The organism is Planococcus glaciei (assembly GCF_900099655.1).
GTDB lineage: Bacteria > Bacillota > Bacilli > Bacillales_A > Planococcaceae > Planococcus > Planococcus glaciei.
In genome coordinates, this window is the sequence record NZ_FNDC01000025.1 from 17830 (window position 1) to 34470 (window position 16641).

The 16641-nt window shown below is 46.6% G+C and carries 13 protein-coding genes and 1 rRNA gene; 8 read left to right on the forward strand and 6 right to left on the reverse strand.

Features of this window, described 5'->3' with window-relative positions:
- Positions 1 to 102: 102 nt before the first annotated feature.
- From mnmG to rpmH, 6 genes are all read right to left on the reverse strand, one after another.
- Entirely contained in the window at positions 103 to 1992 is a 1890-nt protein-coding gene (gene mnmG, locus BLQ32_RS19170) for a tRNA uridine-5-carboxymethylaminomethyl(34) synthesis enzyme MnmG (RefSeq protein ID WP_074511808.1), read from the reverse strand.
- Between the two features lie 22 nt (positions 1993 to 2014).
- Entirely contained in the window at positions 2015 to 3400 is a 1386-nt protein-coding gene (gene mnmE, locus BLQ32_RS19175; protein WP_036810855.1) for a tRNA uridine-5-carboxymethylaminomethyl(34) synthesis GTPase MnmE, read from the reverse strand.
- Between the two features lie 327 nt (positions 3401 to 3727).
- Complete coding sequence (jag, locus tag BLQ32_RS19180) at positions 3728 to 4459, reverse strand: RNA-binding cell elongation regulator Jag/EloR (protein ID WP_074511810.1); 732 nt, start codon at positions 4457 to 4459, stop codon at positions 3728 to 3730.
- On the reverse strand, positions 4456 to 5280 hold the full coding sequence (yidC, locus tag BLQ32_RS19185; protein WP_074511811.1) for a membrane protein insertase YidC: 825 nt from the start codon (positions 5278 to 5280) through the stop codon (positions 4456 to 4458). The genes jag and yidC overlap by 4 nt, the downstream gene beginning before the upstream one ends.
- Before the next feature lie 61 nt (positions 5281 to 5341).
- Positions 5342 to 5683 (reverse strand): ribonuclease P protein component, encoded by a 342-nt coding sequence (gene rnpA, locus BLQ32_RS19190; RefSeq protein ID WP_036810846.1) that lies wholly within the window; start codon positions 5681 to 5683, stop codon positions 5342 to 5344.
- A 163-nt stretch (positions 5684 to 5846) separates the two neighbouring features.
- Positions 5847 to 5984 carry a 50S ribosomal protein L34 gene (gene rpmH, locus BLQ32_RS19195; RefSeq protein ID WP_006830546.1) on the reverse strand — a complete coding sequence of 46 codons (138 nt, stop codon included), beginning with the start codon at positions 5982 to 5984 and terminating at the stop codon, positions 5847 to 5849.
- 677 nt (positions 5985 to 6661) lie between these two features.
- Between rpmH and dnaA the strand changes: the two genes are divergently transcribed.
- The 8 genes from dnaA to BLQ32_RS19235 form a co-directional block, all read left to right on the forward strand.
- Entirely contained in the window at positions 6662 to 8008 is a 1347-nt protein-coding gene (gene dnaA, locus BLQ32_RS19200; protein ID WP_036810843.1) for a chromosomal replication initiator protein DnaA, read from the forward strand.
- 168 nt (positions 8009 to 8176) lie between these two features.
- Positions 8177 to 9313 carry a DNA polymerase III subunit beta gene (gene dnaN, locus BLQ32_RS19205; protein WP_053166869.1) on the forward strand — a complete coding sequence of 379 codons (1137 nt, stop codon included), beginning with the start codon at positions 8177 to 8179 and terminating at the stop codon, positions 9311 to 9313.
- Between the two features lie 107 nt (positions 9314 to 9420).
- A complete protein-coding gene (yaaA, locus tag BLQ32_RS19210) occupies positions 9421 to 9660 on the forward strand; it encodes a S4 domain-containing protein YaaA (RefSeq protein WP_036810837.1) in 240 nt (79 codons plus the stop codon).
- Entirely contained in the window at positions 9650 to 10762 is a 1113-nt protein-coding gene (gene recF, locus BLQ32_RS19215; RefSeq protein WP_074511812.1) for a DNA replication/repair protein RecF, read from the forward strand. Before yaaA ends, recF begins: the two co-directional genes overlap by 11 nt.
- A gap of 12 nt (positions 10763 to 10774) precedes the next feature.
- A complete protein-coding gene (locus BLQ32_RS19220; protein WP_036810830.1) occupies positions 10775 to 10978 on the forward strand; it encodes a hypothetical protein in 204 nt (67 codons plus the stop codon).
- Between the two features lie 54 nt (positions 10979 to 11032).
- Positions 11033 to 12955 carry a DNA topoisomerase (ATP-hydrolyzing) subunit B gene (gyrB, locus tag BLQ32_RS19225; RefSeq protein WP_074511817.1) on the forward strand — a complete coding sequence of 641 codons (1923 nt, stop codon included), beginning with the start codon at positions 11033 to 11035 and terminating at the stop codon, positions 12953 to 12955.
- A gap of 30 nt (positions 12956 to 12985) precedes the next feature.
- The gene (gene gyrA / locus BLQ32_RS19230) at positions 12986 to 15568 is read left to right on the forward strand and encodes a DNA gyrase subunit A (protein WP_053166867.1); all 2583 of its coding nucleotides are present in this window, start codon (positions 12986 to 12988) and stop codon (positions 15566 to 15568) included.
- A gap of 530 nt (positions 15569 to 16098) precedes the next feature.
- Positions 16099 to 16641 (forward strand): 16S ribosomal RNA (locus BLQ32_RS19235); the annotation flags it as partial.

A 16641-nucleotide genomic window follows, 5' to 3' on the forward strand; every position in this document is an offset into this window, starting at 1 on the left:
CATTTGTTATGTGTCTAGCTTATCGCCTTTTTTGCTCGGTCAGGCGCTTGCGCTTTTATTTCTACAGCTTCGGCCCCAGATAGGCGCCTGCGCTTTTTTATATCAAGATGGAATCTTTGCAATTCTACCTTGTTCAATATACACCAAAAGAATTGAAATGTCAGCAGGGTTCACACCTGAAATCCGGGAAGCCTGTGCAATCGACAGCGGACGCACTTCGGCCAGTTTGCCGCGTGCCTCTGTTGCCAGACCGGAAATTGAGTGGTAATCGATGTTTTCCGGGATTTTTTTGTCTTCCATTTTTTTCAGTTTGGCTACTTGCTGAAGCGATTTTTCGATATAGCCTTCGTATTTGATGTGAATCTCAACTTGCTCTTTCACTTCGTCTTCCAGCTCCACTTCAGAAGCTGTCAGTTGGGCAATCATGTCGTAAGTCATTTCAGGGCGCTTCAATAAATCAGCGGCCCGGATGCCGTCTTTCAATTCACTGCCGCCTGCATCACGGATCAATTGCTGCGTGATGTCATTCGGTTTGATCATCATGCCCCGGAGGCGTTTGATTTCCACTTCGATGCGGTCTTTTTTCGCCAGGAATTTGGCATAGCGTTCATCGGAAATCATGCCGATTTTGTGGCCCAGTTCCGTCAAACGCATATCTGCATTGTCGTGGCGCAGCAAAAGGCGGTATTCCGCGCGTGATGTCAGCAAACGGTAAGGCTCATTTGTGCCTTTTGTGACCAAATCATCGATCAATACGCCGATATAAGCATCGGAGCGGCTCAGAATCACTTCTTCTTTGCCCAGCACTTTGGCTGCCGCGTTAATGCCGGCCATCAAACCCTGCCCCGCTGCTTCTTCGTAGCCGGAAGTTCCGTTGATCTGTCCTGCTGTATAAAGATTTTCAAGCTGCTTCGACTCGAGCGTCGGCCATAATTGCGTCGGTACGATCGCATCGTATTCGATGGCGTAACCGGCACGCATCATTTCAGCTTTCTCAAGCCCTGGAATCGATTCTAACAGTTTTCTTTGCACGTGTTCAGGCAAACTGGTTGAAAGCCCTTGTACGTAAACCTCGCGCGTATTGCGGCCTTCCGGCTCAAGGAAAATCTGATGGCGCGGTTTGTCGTTGAAACGCACCACTTTGTCTTCGATTGACGGGCAGTATCTTGGGCCGGTCCCTTTGATCATGCCGGAATACATCGGCGACAAGTGAAGATTTTCGTCGATGATCTGATGCGTTTTTTCGTTTGTATACGTTAGCCAGCACGGCAGCTGATCCATGATGAATTCAGTTGTTTCGTAGCTGAACGCACGCGGTTCTTCGTCGCCCGGCTGAATTTCTGTTTTGCTGTAGTCAATGGAGTTGCTGTTGACGCGCGGCGGCGTCCCTGTTTTAAAGCGGACGGTTTCAAAGCCGAGCTCTTCCAGGTTTTCTGCCAGCTTGATTGATGGCTGCTGGTTATTCGGTCCGCTGGAGTAGCGCAAATCGCCAATGATGATTTCGCCGCGCAGGAAAGTTCCTGTCGTGATGACGACGGATTTTGCCCGGTAAATGCCGCCTACTTGCGTGATCAATCCGGTCACTTTGCCGTCTTCCACCACTAATTTTTCAGCAATCCCCTGGTGAAGCGTCAAATTCTTTTCTTCTTCCATCAGGCGTTTCATTTCCTGCTGGTAAAGCACTTTGTCGGCTTGTGCACGCAGTGCGCGGACAGCCGGCCCTTTTGCTGTATTCAACATTCTCATTTGAATGTGTGTTTTATCGATAACGCGCCCCATGGCTCCGCCAAGTGCGTCAATTTCCCGTACAACAATGCCTTTTGCGGGTCCGCCGATTGACGGGTTGCATGGCATAAATGCGATCATATCCAGATTCATCGTCAACACAAGTGTTTTGGCACCCATGCGAGCGGATGCAAGAGCAGCTTCTGCTCCGGCATGTCCGGCTCCTACGACGATGACATCGAACGTGCCTGCTTCGTATTGTGGCATGTTCGTTCATTCCCTTCGAAGTTTATTTCCCTAAACAGAACTGAGAAAATAGTTGGTTCAACAACCCATCATCTGCCGTATCGCCGATGATTTCCCCTAAAATTTCCCATGTTCGAGTGACATCAATTTGAATCATATCAACCGGCACATCCAGATCCGCCGCCTCAATGGCATCCGAAATGGTCTGGTGCGCCTGGTGAAGCAGCGCAATATGGCGCGCATTGGAAACATAGGTCATGTCCCCTGCTTCGATTTGCCCTTCAAAAAACAGTTCAGCAATGGCTTCTTCCAGCTGGTCGATGCCTTCTTCTTCAATCAGCGAAGTGGTGACCAGCAATTTATCGCCTGCCAACTGCTGTACGTAATCCAGATCAATTTTCTGCGGCAAATCGGTTTTATTGATGACTACAATATAATCCATATCCCGCACCGCTTCAAACAATCGTTCATCTTCTTCCGTCAGCGCTTCCGAATAATTCAAGACATAAAGAATCAAATCGGCTTCTTTCAGCACTTTGCGTGAACGTTCCACACCGATGCGTTCTACAATGTCTTCGGTTTCCCGGATCCCGGCTGTGTCCACCAAACGCAGCGGCACACCGCGGACGTTTACATATTCCTCGATTATATCACGGGTTGTTCCCGCTATTTCCGTTACAATGGCTTTGTTTTCCTGCACCAGGCTGTTCAAAAGAGACGATTTCCCGACATTCGGCCGCCCCACAATCACCGTAGAAAGGCCTTCTCTCAGGATTTTTCCTTGCGAAGAGGTCTGCAGCAGTTTATCAATTTCCGAACGCACCCACAGGGCTTTTTCCAGCATAATCGGACGTGTCATTTCCTCCACATCGTCATACTCCGGGTAATCGATGTTCACTTCCATTTGTGCAATGGATTCCAGCAGCGCCTGGCGAAGCGTCCCAATGAGTTTCGACAAACGGCCTTCCATCTGGTTCAACGCCACATCCATTGCCCGGTCGGTTTTCGCACGGATCAAATCCATAACTGCTTCCGCTTGCGAAAGGTCGATGCGGCCGTTCAAAAATGCCCGTTTCGTAAATTCCCCCGGTTCTGCCAACCGTGCGCCGGCGCGAAGCACAAGGGCCAATACCCGGTTGACGGACACAATGCCGCCGTGGCAATTGATTTCAATCACGTCTTCGCGGGTGAAGGTTTTTGGAGCTTTCATGAACGATACCATGACTTCTTCCACTACTTCCTCCGTCCACGGATCCGCCAAATGGCCGTAATGAATGGTATGCGTGGGCTGTGTCGCCAATTGTTTTCCGCTTGGCGCGCGGAACAGCTTATCCGCAATTCCGATCGCTTCCGGCCCGCTCAGGCGGACAATGGCAATGGCGCCTTCACCGCTTGGCGTGGAGATTGCAGCAATTGTATCGAATTCCATGGTATTCCGTCCTCTCTATTATAGAAAAGTACAGGAGCTTGTATTAAACCTGCACTTAAAATGAATTAAAAACAAAAAAATCCGGCCCAAAACTTATCCCCAGACTTTTTCGAACGCAAAAACAGTTTTTCTCTTTAAAAAAGTTGTCCACATGTGGACAACCAGCAAAAGTACATGACTTTCTAACATATTACAATAGCATAAATGACCGGAATCCGAAAGGTGAAGCGCTTGGTTTTCCTGAAAGTTTCATAAAAAGAACAAATAAAAAAACGGCTTGCATAGAGCAAGCCGTTCATTATTCGTTATTTGGGGGAATCATTCGAACTATTTCAGCGGTTCAATGACCAAATAACGATTTGGATCTTTTCCTTCTGAATACGTGTCGATGTCCATCCGGCGGGACAAAGCCTGATGGATGACTTTCCGCTCGTAAGACGGCATCGGTTCAAATTGAACGCGGCCGCCGGTCCGGATCGCTTTGTCCGCCATCCGGTCTGCCAGCTGCTCCAATGTTTCCTGGCGCCGCTCCCGGTAATTTTCCGCATCCAGCTCCACCATCATAAACTGGTTGGAGTATTTATTGGCGACCAGCTGGGCAAGCTGCTGAAGGGAATTCAACGTATTGCCCCGTTTGCCGATCAGCATGGCCACTTTTTCACTTTCCAGATAGAAACTGACTTGTTTGCCGGTTTGCTTATGCGTAATGGTCAAGTCGTCAATCATCATGCCTTTGGCAATGGACTGAATATAATCTTTCGTTTCCTGGATGGCGCGCTCATTTGTTGCTTTTGGCGCTTCTTCCACCAATTCTTCTAAAATTTTTTCCGGTTCCGCCACCGCTGTCTCCATCACTGCTTCCTCTTTTTCAAGCGGCGCAGCTTCCGGTTCGTTTACGATGACCTCGACTTCAGCCGGTTTGGATCCAAAGCCCAAAAATCCCTTTTTTTCGTTCTGGATCACATTGACCGTTACTTCTTCACGTGTTGCCTGGAGTTTTTCTAATGCTGCAGATATCGCGTTTTCAACAGTTGTACCCGTCTGCGTAATCTGTTTCACTTTTTAGCCCCTCCTGCTTTCGCTTTCGTTTTAACAGGTTGCTTCACTTCTTTTCTTGCTCCAGCCATTGGCGCCGCCGGAACCGGCTCTTTTTTCTCCCATGGCTTGTAAATGACCAGGTTTTGAATCAAGGAGATAATGTTTCCGATTACCCAGTACAGAGTCAATGCGGATGGCAATACGACACCAAATCCGATGATCATGACCGGCATAAAATACATCATGATTTTCATTTGCGGGTTGTCCATAGCAGGACCGGTGCGCAAAACGACAAATTGCATCAAACCAGCAATAACAGCTAAAATAATGCTTGGTTCAGCTAACGGAAAAATCAAAAACGAACCAAGGTCGATCGCCGGAGTGTTGTTCATCCGGCTGATCGCATGGTAAAAGCCGATTAAAATCGGCATCTGAATCAATACCGGCAAACAGCCCGCCATCGGGTTCACGCCATTTTCCTGGAACAATGCCATCATTTCCTGCTGGTATTTCTGCTGCGTGACTGCATCTTTCGATTTGTATTTCGCTTGCAGCTCTTTCAATTTCGGTTGTACTTCCTGCATGCGTTTTGAGCTGCGGGTCTGCTTCACCATCAACGGCAAAAGCACCAAACGGATAATGATTGTTACTGCAATAATCCCGAGTCCGTACGTTCCAAGCAAGCCTTTGAAATACGTAATGACCGAGACTAGAGGCCAAACTACAAATTCGTTCCAAAATCCTTCGCTGTTTCCACTGATCGGCTCATTGAACTCTGTACAGCCGGCAAGCAGCAAGGTCGCTGCCACCAGTGAAATAAGCAGTACTATTCGCTTATTCAACCTTCTTCCCCCAAACTTATTTTCAGTTGCTTCTATAATAGCATTCTTGCAATAGCTCTTTCTACTTCCGAGGCAAAGCACGGGCAATTTTTAAAACGTGCTCCAAACTTTTCTTGCTTTCATGAAAATCCAAATTGGCCGCCTGTTGCCGGGCGATAATAACGTAATCCGCATTTGCCAGCACATCGTCTTTTAATTCGAGGAATGTTTGACGGATATAGCGCTTGATGCGGTTTCGCGTAACTGCGTTTCCTACTTTTTTGCTGACGGATAATCCCACCCGAAACTCCGGCTGATCGTTTTTCAAGACGTAGACGATAAACTGGCGATTGGCAAAGGATTTTCCTTTTTTAAAAATCCGTTGAAATTCCGTATTTTTCTTGATTCGTTGCTGCTTATTCATTTTTTCACCTGCTTATTCGACTCTACAAGAAAGTATAGCTCGTTAAACTCGGAAAATCTTAGAAAGGGGTATTTCCCTGTCCAGACTCCAGTGCCTAGCTCTGACAGGCACTTCCGCTTTTCGTTCAGAAAAGAAAAAAAGACCACTGATGCGGTCAGTGGACTTAAGCTGATAATACTTTTCTTCCTTTGCGACGGCGTGCAGCAATTACTCTACGTCCGTTTTTCGTGCTCATACGTGCTCTGAAGCCGTGTACTTTGCTGTGTTTACGAGTATTTGGTTGGTATGTGCGTAATGTCATGGTGACACCTCCTGAATAAAAGTTAACTCTTTTCTCAAAGACAGTCTTGACTATTATATAGCCGGCATGCTTCAAATGTCAATGTCTTATTAAAAAGGAGAAACAATCACCGATTTTGCCGCATACAGGCCTGGTCTTGCAGATCTCCAGCAAAACTGTCCCCTTTTCTGCTTACCTCCCCTTATTTTCTTCTCCCTCTTTTACTGAACGGATTCGAAAAGAAGTTTTGCCCTTGCTGCTTCATATGGGAGAAAAATTAAAGTCCATCCACAAATCCGCTTGAATTCCTCTTGGATTTTTCGTTCTCCTTTTCTTTCCGAGTTATCCACATTTGCTTCAGAAAACCCAAAAATTATTGTGCACCAATATTTTTCGAAAAAATTTTATCCACACCCCTTATCTACAACTTCTGCACATAAGAAGCCCCTGTGGATAGCTTTTATGTGCATAATAAAAGGAATGTGGATAAGTACAAGTACTTCTTGTAATGTCTCAGTTTTTTTGTTAACATAGACTTGTTTTCACTTGTTAATAATTTTTAGCCCAAATAAGTTATCCACAAACTGTGGGTAAGATGTGGACAGTTATTCACGGGCTTGTTTATAAAGGTTATCCACAGCCTGTGGTTTTGTGTATGGTATACTTAAAAAATATTTACATATAAAGGAGACGAGCTATTGGAACACTTAGACGAACTTTGGTCGAGTGTCTTAGCCCAAGTTGAAACTAAAATCTCCAAACCAAGTTTTGAAACGTGGTTAAAATCAACAAAACTTTTATCTTATCAGAATGATACAGTGACAATTTCAGCGCCTAATTCATTTGCACGTGACTGGTTGGAAAACCATTACGTGCATTTAATTACTGGGATTCTTTCGGATTCAACAGGTGATGATCTGCTGATAAAATTTGTTGTGCCCAAAGATCAGGATATGGACGATTTTCAACTTCCAGCCCCTCGCGTAAAACCGGGGCAGAATGAGCATCAGGAATTTTTGCCTGGCATGCTGAATCCCAAATATACATTCGATACGTTTGTAATTGGATCCGGCAACCGCTTTGCCCATGCTGCATCACTGGCCGTAGCGGAAGCGCCTGCAAAAGCGTACAATCCGTTGTTTATTTACGGGGGAGTAGGACTTGGCAAGACACATTTAATGCATGCAATCGGACATTATGTCCTTGAACACAACCCGAATGCCAAAGTGGTTTATTTGTCTTCGGAGAAATTTACCAACGAATTCATCAACTCGATCCGGGACAACCAAACCGTGGATTTCCGGAACAAATACCGCAGTGTCGACATTCTTTTGATTGATGACATTCAATTTTTGGCCGGCAAAGAGCAGACGCAGGAGGAATTTTTCCATACGTTTAATACGCTCCACGAAGAGTCGAAGCAAATCATTATCTCGAGTGACCGGCCGCCAAAAGAAATTCCGACACTGGAAGACCGCCTAAGATCCCGCTTTGAATGGGGATTGATCACCGATATTACACCGCCGGATCTGGAAACCCGGATCGCCATTTTGCGCAAAAAAGCGAAAGCGGACGGCCTTGATATTCCGAACGATGTGATGACCTATATCGCCAATTCCATTGATTCGAATATCCGGGAACTTGAAGGAGCTTTGATCCGCGTAGTGGCTTATTCCTCTTTGATCAACCGGGATATGAGCGCCGAACTTGCAGCAGAAGCGCTAAAAGACATCATGCCGAATTCAAAACCGAAAGTGATTACGATTTTGGACATCCAGCATGCGGTCGGAGAGCAATTCAATGTGAAATTAGAAGATTTCAAAACAAAACGCCGTACAAAAGACATTGCATATCCACGCCAAGTGGCCATGTATCTGTCCCGAGAAATGACGGATTTTTCTTTGCCTAAAATCGGGGAAGAATTCGGTGGACGTGACCATACCACGGTCATCCATGCGCATGAAAAAATTTCAAAAATGCTGAAGGACAATCAGCAGCTTCAGCAGGACGTCAAAGATATTCGAAGCGCGCTCGGCAAGCAATGACCTTGTGGATAACCGCATAATTTACGAAGCAGTTTGTACACAGCTTATCTACATGTGGATAAGCTGCTTTTGTTCAGAAAAACAGGGTTATCCACATATTCACAGGCCCTACTACTATTACTGTCTTAAGTTCTTTAAATAAAATATATATATAAGCGAGGTTCGAGAATGAAATTCGAGATAAAGCGTGAACGATTAGTCGAAGGTTTAAATGATGTAATGAAAGCAGTAAGTTCAAAAACAACGATTCCGATTTTGACAGGAATTAAAATGGATGTTTCTTCAGAAGGAATGAGATTGACGGGCAGCGATTCAGATATCACGATCCAGACGTTCATCCCGGCAGAAGAAGATGGAGAAGAAATCATCGGCGTATCTCAAGGCGGAAGCATTGTTCTTCAAGCGAAAGTCTTCGGAGAAATAATCCGTAAGTTGCCGACCAATGAAGTGGAAATCGAAATTACTGGAAACTTCCAAACGCATATCCGTTCAGGCAAATCTGAATTCCATTTGATTGGCTTGGACGCATTGGATTATCCGCAGCTTCCGGATATCCAGGACGACCGTTTGTTTACCATTCCCGCGGATCTGTTAAAAACGATCAATCGCGAAACCGTATTTGCAGTTTCAAGTTCGGAAACACGTCCGGTGTTGACTGGCGTGCATTGGGAAGTAAAAGACGGGGAATTGGTATGTGTTGCGACAGACAGCCACCGTTTGGCACGCCGCAAAACAAAATTGGAGACTTTGCCGGAAGGGGAATACAGTGTGGTAATCCCTGGTAAAAGTTTGACCGAACTCAACAAAATTCTGGACGATACTTCAGATCCTGTTGAAATCGTGATGACGAACCAGCAAGTTCTATTTAAATCCAAGCATATTTTGTTCTTTTCACGCCTGCTTGAAGGAAACTACCCGGATACATCCCGTTTGATTCCTTCTGAATACAAAACAGAAGTAACGGTCAACGGACGTTCGCTTCTTCAAGCAATCGACCGCGCTTCTTTGCTGGCCCGCGAAGAACGCAACAACGTTGTGCGTTTTTCCACAAATTCCGGCAACGAAGTAGAAGTTTCTTCTAATTCACCGGAAGTCGGAAAAGTGGAAGAGCAGCTTCAAGCCCAAAGCATTGAAGGCGAAGAATTGAAAATTTCATTCAGCGCTAAATTCATGATGGATGCCTTGAAAGCGATTGATGGCCAAGACGTGCTGATTCAATTTACGGGAGCGATGCGCCCGTTCATTTTGAAATCTGCACTTGACGATTCGATTTTGCAATTGATTCTTCCTGTCCGGACCTATTAAAAACAGAAAACACCCTCTAGGATAGCCGTAAAGGCTATCCTTTTTACTTTTTACCCTAAATAGGGTAAAATAGAGGGATAGACTACGAATTGAAGGATGAGTGCATTTTGAAAGAAATTGGGATTGAGACGGAATATATTACACTTGGGCAATTACTGAAAATGACAGATACGATTAGTTCAGGAGGCATGGCAAAGTGGTTTTTGAGTGAGCACGAAGTGTTTGTAAACGGAGAAGCTGAAGACCGGAGAGGCCGCAAGCTGCGCCCGAACGATACGGTAACGATTCCAGAAGTAGGGGAGTTTCGTATTGCAGTAGCTGAAGGCATGAGCTTCGATGTGGATTGACCGCCTCGAGCTCCGCGACTACCGGAATTACGAGACGCTTGACTTATCTTTTTCTCCTGAAATAAACGTCTTTATCGGTGAAAACGCGCAAGGCAAAACCAATATCATGGAATCCTTGTACGTTTTATCGATGGCAAAATCCCATCGAACCACCAATGACAAAGAATTGATACGCTGGAATGCCGATTATGGTAAAATTAAAGGTGATGTTTTCCGTAAATACGGGAAATTGCCTTTGGAAATCGTCTTATCCAAAAAAGGCAAAAAAGCAAAGGTCAATCATCTGGAACAACGGCGGCTCAGTGACTACATTGGCCAATTGAATGTCGTGATGTTTGCTCCTGAGGATTTGAATTTAGTCAAAGGGAGTCCGCAAATTCGCCGGCGTTTTATCGATATGGAGATCGGCCAAATATCTCCTGTCTATTTGCATGATTTGTTGACATACCAGAAATTGTTGAAGCAACGGAATCATATACTTAAGCAAAACTACGGCAAGCAGGCCATCAACGATGTCATGTTCGATGTTTATACGGAACAATTCATTGAAGCTGCAGTAAAAATTATACAAAAGCGCTATCAGTTCATGGAATTATTGCAAAAATGGGCTGAACCTATCCATCACGGCATTTCCCGGGGGCTGGAACAACTGCAAATCCGCTATCAACCGATCAGCGGTTTAAAGCCCGAATGGACGCCGACCGAGATGGCGTCTTTTTTAGAGCAGAAACTTGCGGAAGTTCGCAAACGGGAAATTGAGCGCGGGTTGACGCTTGTCGGCCCCCACCGCGATGAATTGCAGTTTTTGGTGAACGGCTACGATGTGCAGACTTACGGCTCTCAAGGCCAGCAGCGGACCACCGCGCTTTCATTGAAGCTGGCGGAAATAGAATTGATCAAGCAGGAAGTCGGGGAAGCGCCCGTCCTGCTGCTGGATGATGTGCTGTCAGAGCTGGACGATTACCGGCAGTCGCATTTGCTGAATACCATCCACGGTTCTGTCCAGACCTTTGTTACGACGACCAATGTAGACGGAATTCAGCACGAAACCATTCAAAATGCCCGTCTTTTCGAAGTATCCCAAGGGATAGTTAAGGGGTGACGCGTTATTTACGTGCACATTGGAAAAGAACAGACAATCCGAATAGCCGAAATTATTGCCGTCACCGCGCATGAGCATTACGTGCCGGCTGCTTTTGTGCGGCTTCTCGTCCCTTTAGAGAAAGTAAAATCATTTATTGTGACCGACGATTTTGTCTACGGTTCGCCTTTGCGGGCGCAGGCCATCTTGAAAAAGATCCGGCAAAACCGGTTATAAACAAGCCAATGGAAAACAGAATGTTGTAAGAAAGAGCAGGTGAACGCAGTGGCAATGGAAGAAAAAGATCTTCAACCCTCATATGATGCGAATCAGATTCAAGTTCTTGAAGGCTTGGAAGCGGTGCGCAAAAGACCCGGAATGTATATTGGTTCAACAAGTTCAAAAGGGCTTCACCATTTAGTTTGGGAAATCGTCGATAACAGTATCGATGAAGCATTAGCCGGTTATTGCGATGAAATCCAAGTGACGATCGAACCCGGTGACTGGATTCGTGTAGATGACAACGGGCGGGGCATTCCGGTTGGCATGCAGGAAAAAATGGGCCGTCCGGCTGTAGAAGTCATTATGACTGTCTTGCACGCAGGCGGTAAATTCGGCGGCGGCGGATATAAAGTATCCGGCGGTCTGCACGGTGTTGGGGCATCCGTTGTTAACGCTTTGTCCGAAGTGACAGAAGTATACGTTAACCGCGATGGCAAACGCCATTACATTAAATTTGAACGCGGAGCGGTTACAGAAGAACTGCATGTGATCGGCGACGCTGAAAATACAGGCACCACAATCCGTTTTAAAGCGGATCCTGAAATCTTTAAAGAAACGACCGTCTACGAATTTGATATTTTGGACCATCGTTTGCGGGAACTCGCTTATTTGAACCGTGGTTTAAGAATCGTTGCCCGTGATGAGCGGGAAGGCGAACAAAAAGAGAAGGTCTACCATTTTGAAGGCGGGATCAAATCTTACGTTGAACATATGAATAAATCCAAAGACCCTCTTCACGAAGAGGCGATTTTTGTAGAAGCTGAACGGGAAGGCATTTCCGTAGAAGTCGCGATGCAATACAATGCCGGCTATGCAGCCAATATTTTTTCATTTGCCAATAATATCAACACGCACGAAGGCGGAACGCACGAATCCGGCTTTAAGACAGCTTTGACGCGCGTTGTAAATGACTACGGCCGCAAAAATGGCATGCTGAAAGAACAAGATGCCAATCTGACGGGCGATGACGTACGTGAAGGGTTGACTGCCATTATTTCAGTTAAACACCCGGATCCCCAGTTTGAAGGCCAAACCAAAACGAAACTGGGCAATACCGAAGTCAGCACAATCGTCAACAACTTGTTCTCCGCAGGTTTCGATCGATTCCTTTTGGAGAATCCATCGGTTTCGCGCAAAATTGTCGAAAAAGGCATCATGGCTTCGCATGCCCGTATGGCAGCCAAAAAAGCCCGTGAATTCACGCGCCGCAAATCAGTGCTTGAAGTATCGAGTTTGCCTGGTAAACTGGCGGACTGTTCTTCGCGTGATCCGAAAATCAGCGAAATTTACATTGTTGAGGGTGACTCAGCTGGAGGCTCGGCAAAATCAGGCCGTGACCGCCATTTCCAAGCCATTTTGCCGCTGCGCGGGAAAATCTTGAATGTTGAAAAAGCCCGTCTTGATAAAATCCTGACAAACGCTGAAATCCGTAACATCATTACAGCACTAGGCACAGGCATCGGCGAAGAATTTAATTTGGCGAAAGCGCGTTACCATAAAGTTGTCATCATGACAGATGCTGACGTCGATGGCGCCCACATCCGGACTTTGTTATTGACGTTCTTCTTCCGCTACATGCGTCCATTGCTAGAAGCAGGCTATATTTACATTGCCCAGCCGCCATTGTTCCAAATCAAACAAGGCAAGCACGTGGATTATGTTTATACCGATGCGCAATTGAAAGAAGCACTCGAAAACTTGTCTCCAACACCGAAACCGAATATCCAACGCTACAAAGGGTTGGGAGAAATGAACGCGGAGCAGTTATGGGATACGACAATGGATCCGGATGTCCGTACCTTGCTGCAAGTGACGCTGACCGATGCGATGGTGGCAGACGAGACTTTCCATATTTTAATGGGAGACGACGTTGAACCGCGCCGTAACTTTATCGAAGAAAATGCGAAATACGTTAAAAACCTGGACGTTTAAGTGATGTAGAGTTGAGAGGAGGCTGCGGATATGGCTGAACGGCCTAGCAGTGGTGTTGAAGAAATAAATATAAGCACGGAGATGCGCACATCGTTTTTGGATTATGCGATGAGCGTTATCGTTTCCCGTGCCCTACCGGATGTGCGTGACGGGCTGAAACCTGTCCATCGCCGCATCCTATATGCAATGCACGATTTAGGAATTACATCTGACAAAGCTTATAAAAAATCAGCACGTATCGTCGGGGATGTTATTGGTAAATACCACCCACACGGCGATAGCGCTGTTTATGAAACGATGGTCCGGATGGCGCAGGATTTCAGTTACCGATATATGCTCGTTGACGGCCACGGGAACTTCGGGTCTGTCGACGGCGATGCAGCAGCTGCCATGCGTTATACAGAATCAAGAATGTCAAAAATTTCCATGGAATTGTTGCGTGATTTAAACAAAAACACGATCGATTACCGGGATAACTACGATGGCCAGGAAAAAGAGCCGATTGTTTTGCCGAGCCGATTCCCGAACTTGCTGGTAAACGGAACATCTGGGATTGCAGTTGGTATGGCCACCAATATTCCGCCGCACCATTTAGGTGAAACGATTGACGGGGTGTTGGCATTAGCTGAAAATCCGGCGATCACCACAGAAGAATTGATGGAATTTATTCCGGGTCCTGATTTCCCGACGGGCGGCATTATTTTAGGGCGCAGCGGTATCCGCCGCGCCTATGAAACCGGCAGAGGCTCTATCATGATCCGTTCGGTGGTGGATATTGAGACCAAACCGAACGGCAAAGAAGTGATCATCGTCAACGAACTTCCTTATCAAGTGAACAAAGCCCGCTTGATTGAAAAAATTGCGGAGCTTGTGCGCGATAAGCGAATTGACGGCATCACGGATTTGCGGGACGAATCTGACCGCAACGGCATGCGCATTGTCATTGAAGTGCGCAGAGATGCGAGTGCCAGTGTCCTGTTAAATAATTTATACAAACAAACAGCAATGCAAACAAGTTTCGGGATCAACATGCTGGCGCTTGTCGACGGCCATCCGAAAGTGTTGGGCATAAAAGAAGTGCTTTTCCACTACTTAGAGCACCAGAAAGTGGTCATTCGCCGCCGTACGCAATTTGATTTGACGAAAGCGGAAGACCGCGCACATATCCTCGAAGGTTTGCGTATTGCATTGGATCATATTGATGCCATTATCGCTTTGATCCGGGGGTCACAGACAACTGAAGAAGCCCGCAATGGCTTGATGAGCAATTTCAGTTTGTCTGAGCGCCAATCACAGGCGATCTTGGATATGCGTCTGCAGCGTTTAACCGGACTGGAACGCGATAAAATCGAAGAAGAGTACCAAGGTTTGGTTAAGTTGATCGATGAACTTCGCGAAATTTTGGCAAACGAATATCGCATTCTTGAAATTATCCGTGAAGAATTGACAGAAGTGAAAGAACGTTTCAGCGACGATCGCAGAACGGAAATCACTTCAGGCGGCACAGAAATGTTCGAAGATGAAGATTTGATTCCAAGAGAAGCGTCTGTTTTGACATTGACCCATAACGGTTATATCAAACGGATGCCGGCAAACACGTTCCGCAGCCAAAACCGCGGCGGCCGTGGTGTCCAGGGAATGGGCACCAACGAAGATGATTTCGTTGAGCACATGCTTTATACCTCTACCCACGATACGATCCTGTTCTTCACGAGCAAAGGGAAAGTGTATCGCAAAAAAGGGTATCAAGTGCCGGAATACGGAAGAACTGCAAAAGGCCTTCCACTGGTCAACTTGCTGGAAATCAGCAAAGACGAAAAAGTAACGGCTGTCATCCGTGTGAAAGAGTTTAAAGAAGATGCGTTCTTCTTCTTTACGACACGGGAAGGAATCAGCAAGCGGACACCGGTATCCAATTACGCCAATATCCGCCAAAACGGGTTGATTGCCATCAGTTTGCGCGAAGAAGACGAATTGATTTCCGTTAAGCTGACCGACGGCAACCAGGAAATCGTCATCGGAACACGTGACGGCGCATTGATCCGTTTCCCTGAAACCGATATCCGCAGCATGGGCCGGACAGCAAGCGGTGTACGTGGTATCCGTTTGCGTGAGGGCGACCAGGTTGTCGGCATGGAAATTCTGGAGAAGGACGATAATATTCTCGTCATCACAGAAAAAGGATACGGCAAACAAACCAAAGAATCCGAATACCGCGTTCAATCCAGAGGCGGTATGGGAATCAAAACTTGCCAAATCACCGACAAGAACGGACCGCTCGTGGCTGTCCGGACAGTCAACGGAACAGAAGACATCATGCTGATCACCATCAATGGTATTTTAATCCGCATGGACGTCAACGATATTTCACAGACTGGCCGAAGCACACAAGGCGTCCGCCTAATTAAGCTCGCTGAAGAAGAAACCGTAGCTACGGTTGCCCGAGTGAAAAAAGATATTGAAATTCCAGAAGGCGCAGAAGAAGCCGAAGAAGATGTCGATTCCACATTGATTGAAGAAAGTGCGGAAGCGGATGTCTATACGGAGGATGAAGTTGTGGCTGATGAAGAAGTAGATCGTGTAGAAGAAGAAATAGATGAAGACGAAGAGTAAGATTTTCAAACCCGCTGATTTGTTCAGCGGGTTTTTTTATTTGGCGCTAAACGAATGTTCCATTGAATGAGAGTGGAAGATTAAGCTTCAGGCTGCCAAGAGAGTCTGGAAAGAACGAAGCGGGATTCTGTTCTTTCTATATAGAGGAAAAAGAATCGAGCAACAGAAATCTTCTCCGGGCTGTTGAATCAACTTGATTTATAGTGGCATGCGAAGTTAGAAATCGTAGATCTGAACAAATTGCTAGCATTAAAAAGTTTCCTGAAAGAAAAAGAATTTATCGAAAGCAGAAGTTTTTTTCGTAAAACTGTTGACGCGAATATTGTGGCATGGTATATTAATCAAGTCGCCAATGAGTGACGCACAAAACATGAACCTTGAAAACTGAACAGCAAAACGTCAACAGATAGCAACGGCCGCGCAAAACGGCCCGCGCAAAAATTACTGATCAGGCTTCGGCCAGATCAAGCGACTCGCGCGTTCTTCGGAACGGCGAGACGCCAGCAAGTATTTGAGCAATCAACTACTCTATAATGGAGAGTTTGATCCTGGCTCAGGACGAACGCTGGCGGCGTGCCTAATACATGCAAGTCGAGCGGAAGTTGAAGAGCTTGCTCTTCAACTTTAGCGGCGGACGGGTGAGTAACACGTGGGCAACCTGCCCTGCAGATCGGGATAACTCCGGGAAACCGGTGCTAATACCGAATAGTTTTGGGTCCCTCCTGGGACCCAACGGAAAGACGGTTTCGGCTGTCACTGCAGGATGGGCCCGCGGCGCATTAGCTAGTTGGTGGGGTAACGGCCCACCAAGGCCACGATGCGTAGCCGACCTGAGAGGGTGATCGGCCACACTGGGACTGAGACACGGCCCAGACTCCTACGGGAGGCAGCAGTAGGGAATCTTCCGCAATGGACGCAAGTCTGACGGAGCAACGCCGCGTGAGTGATGAAGGTTTTCGGATCGTAAAACTCTGTTGCGAGGGAAGAAACCGTGCCAGCTAACTACTGGCACCTTGACGGTACCTCGCCAGAAAGCCACGGCTAACTACGTGCCAGCAGCCGCGGTAATACGT

Bases quoted from the DNA above. Each gene is read 5' to 3' on its own strand.
- dnaN (WP_053166869.1), top strand. From the start codon at position 8,177: ATGAAATTCGAGATAAAGCGTGAACGATTAGTCGAAGGTTTAAATGAT.
- rpmH (WP_006830546.1), bottom strand. From the start codon at position 5,984: ATGACATTACGCACATACCAACCAAATACTCGTAAACACAGCAAAGTA.
- mnmE (WP_036810855.1), bottom strand. From the start codon at position 3,400: ATGGAATTCGATACAATTGCTGCAATCTCCACGCCAAGCGGTGAAGGC.
- gyrB (WP_074511817.1), top strand. From the start codon at position 11,033: ATGGAAGAAAAAGATCTTCAACCCTCATATGATGCGAATCAGATTCAA.
- rnpA (WP_036810846.1), bottom strand. From the start codon at position 5,683: ATGAATAAGCAGCAACGAATCAAGAAAAATACGGAATTTCAACGGATT.
- mnmG (WP_074511808.1), bottom strand. From the start codon at position 1,992: ATGCCACAATACGAAGCAGGCACGTTCGATGTCATCGTCGTAGGAGCC.
- recF (WP_074511812.1), top strand. From the start codon at position 9,650: ATGTGGATTGACCGCCTCGAGCTCCGCGACTACCGGAATTACGAGACG.
- gyrA (WP_053166867.1), top strand. From the start codon at position 12,986: ATGGCTGAACGGCCTAGCAGTGGTGTTGAAGAAATAAATATAAGCACG.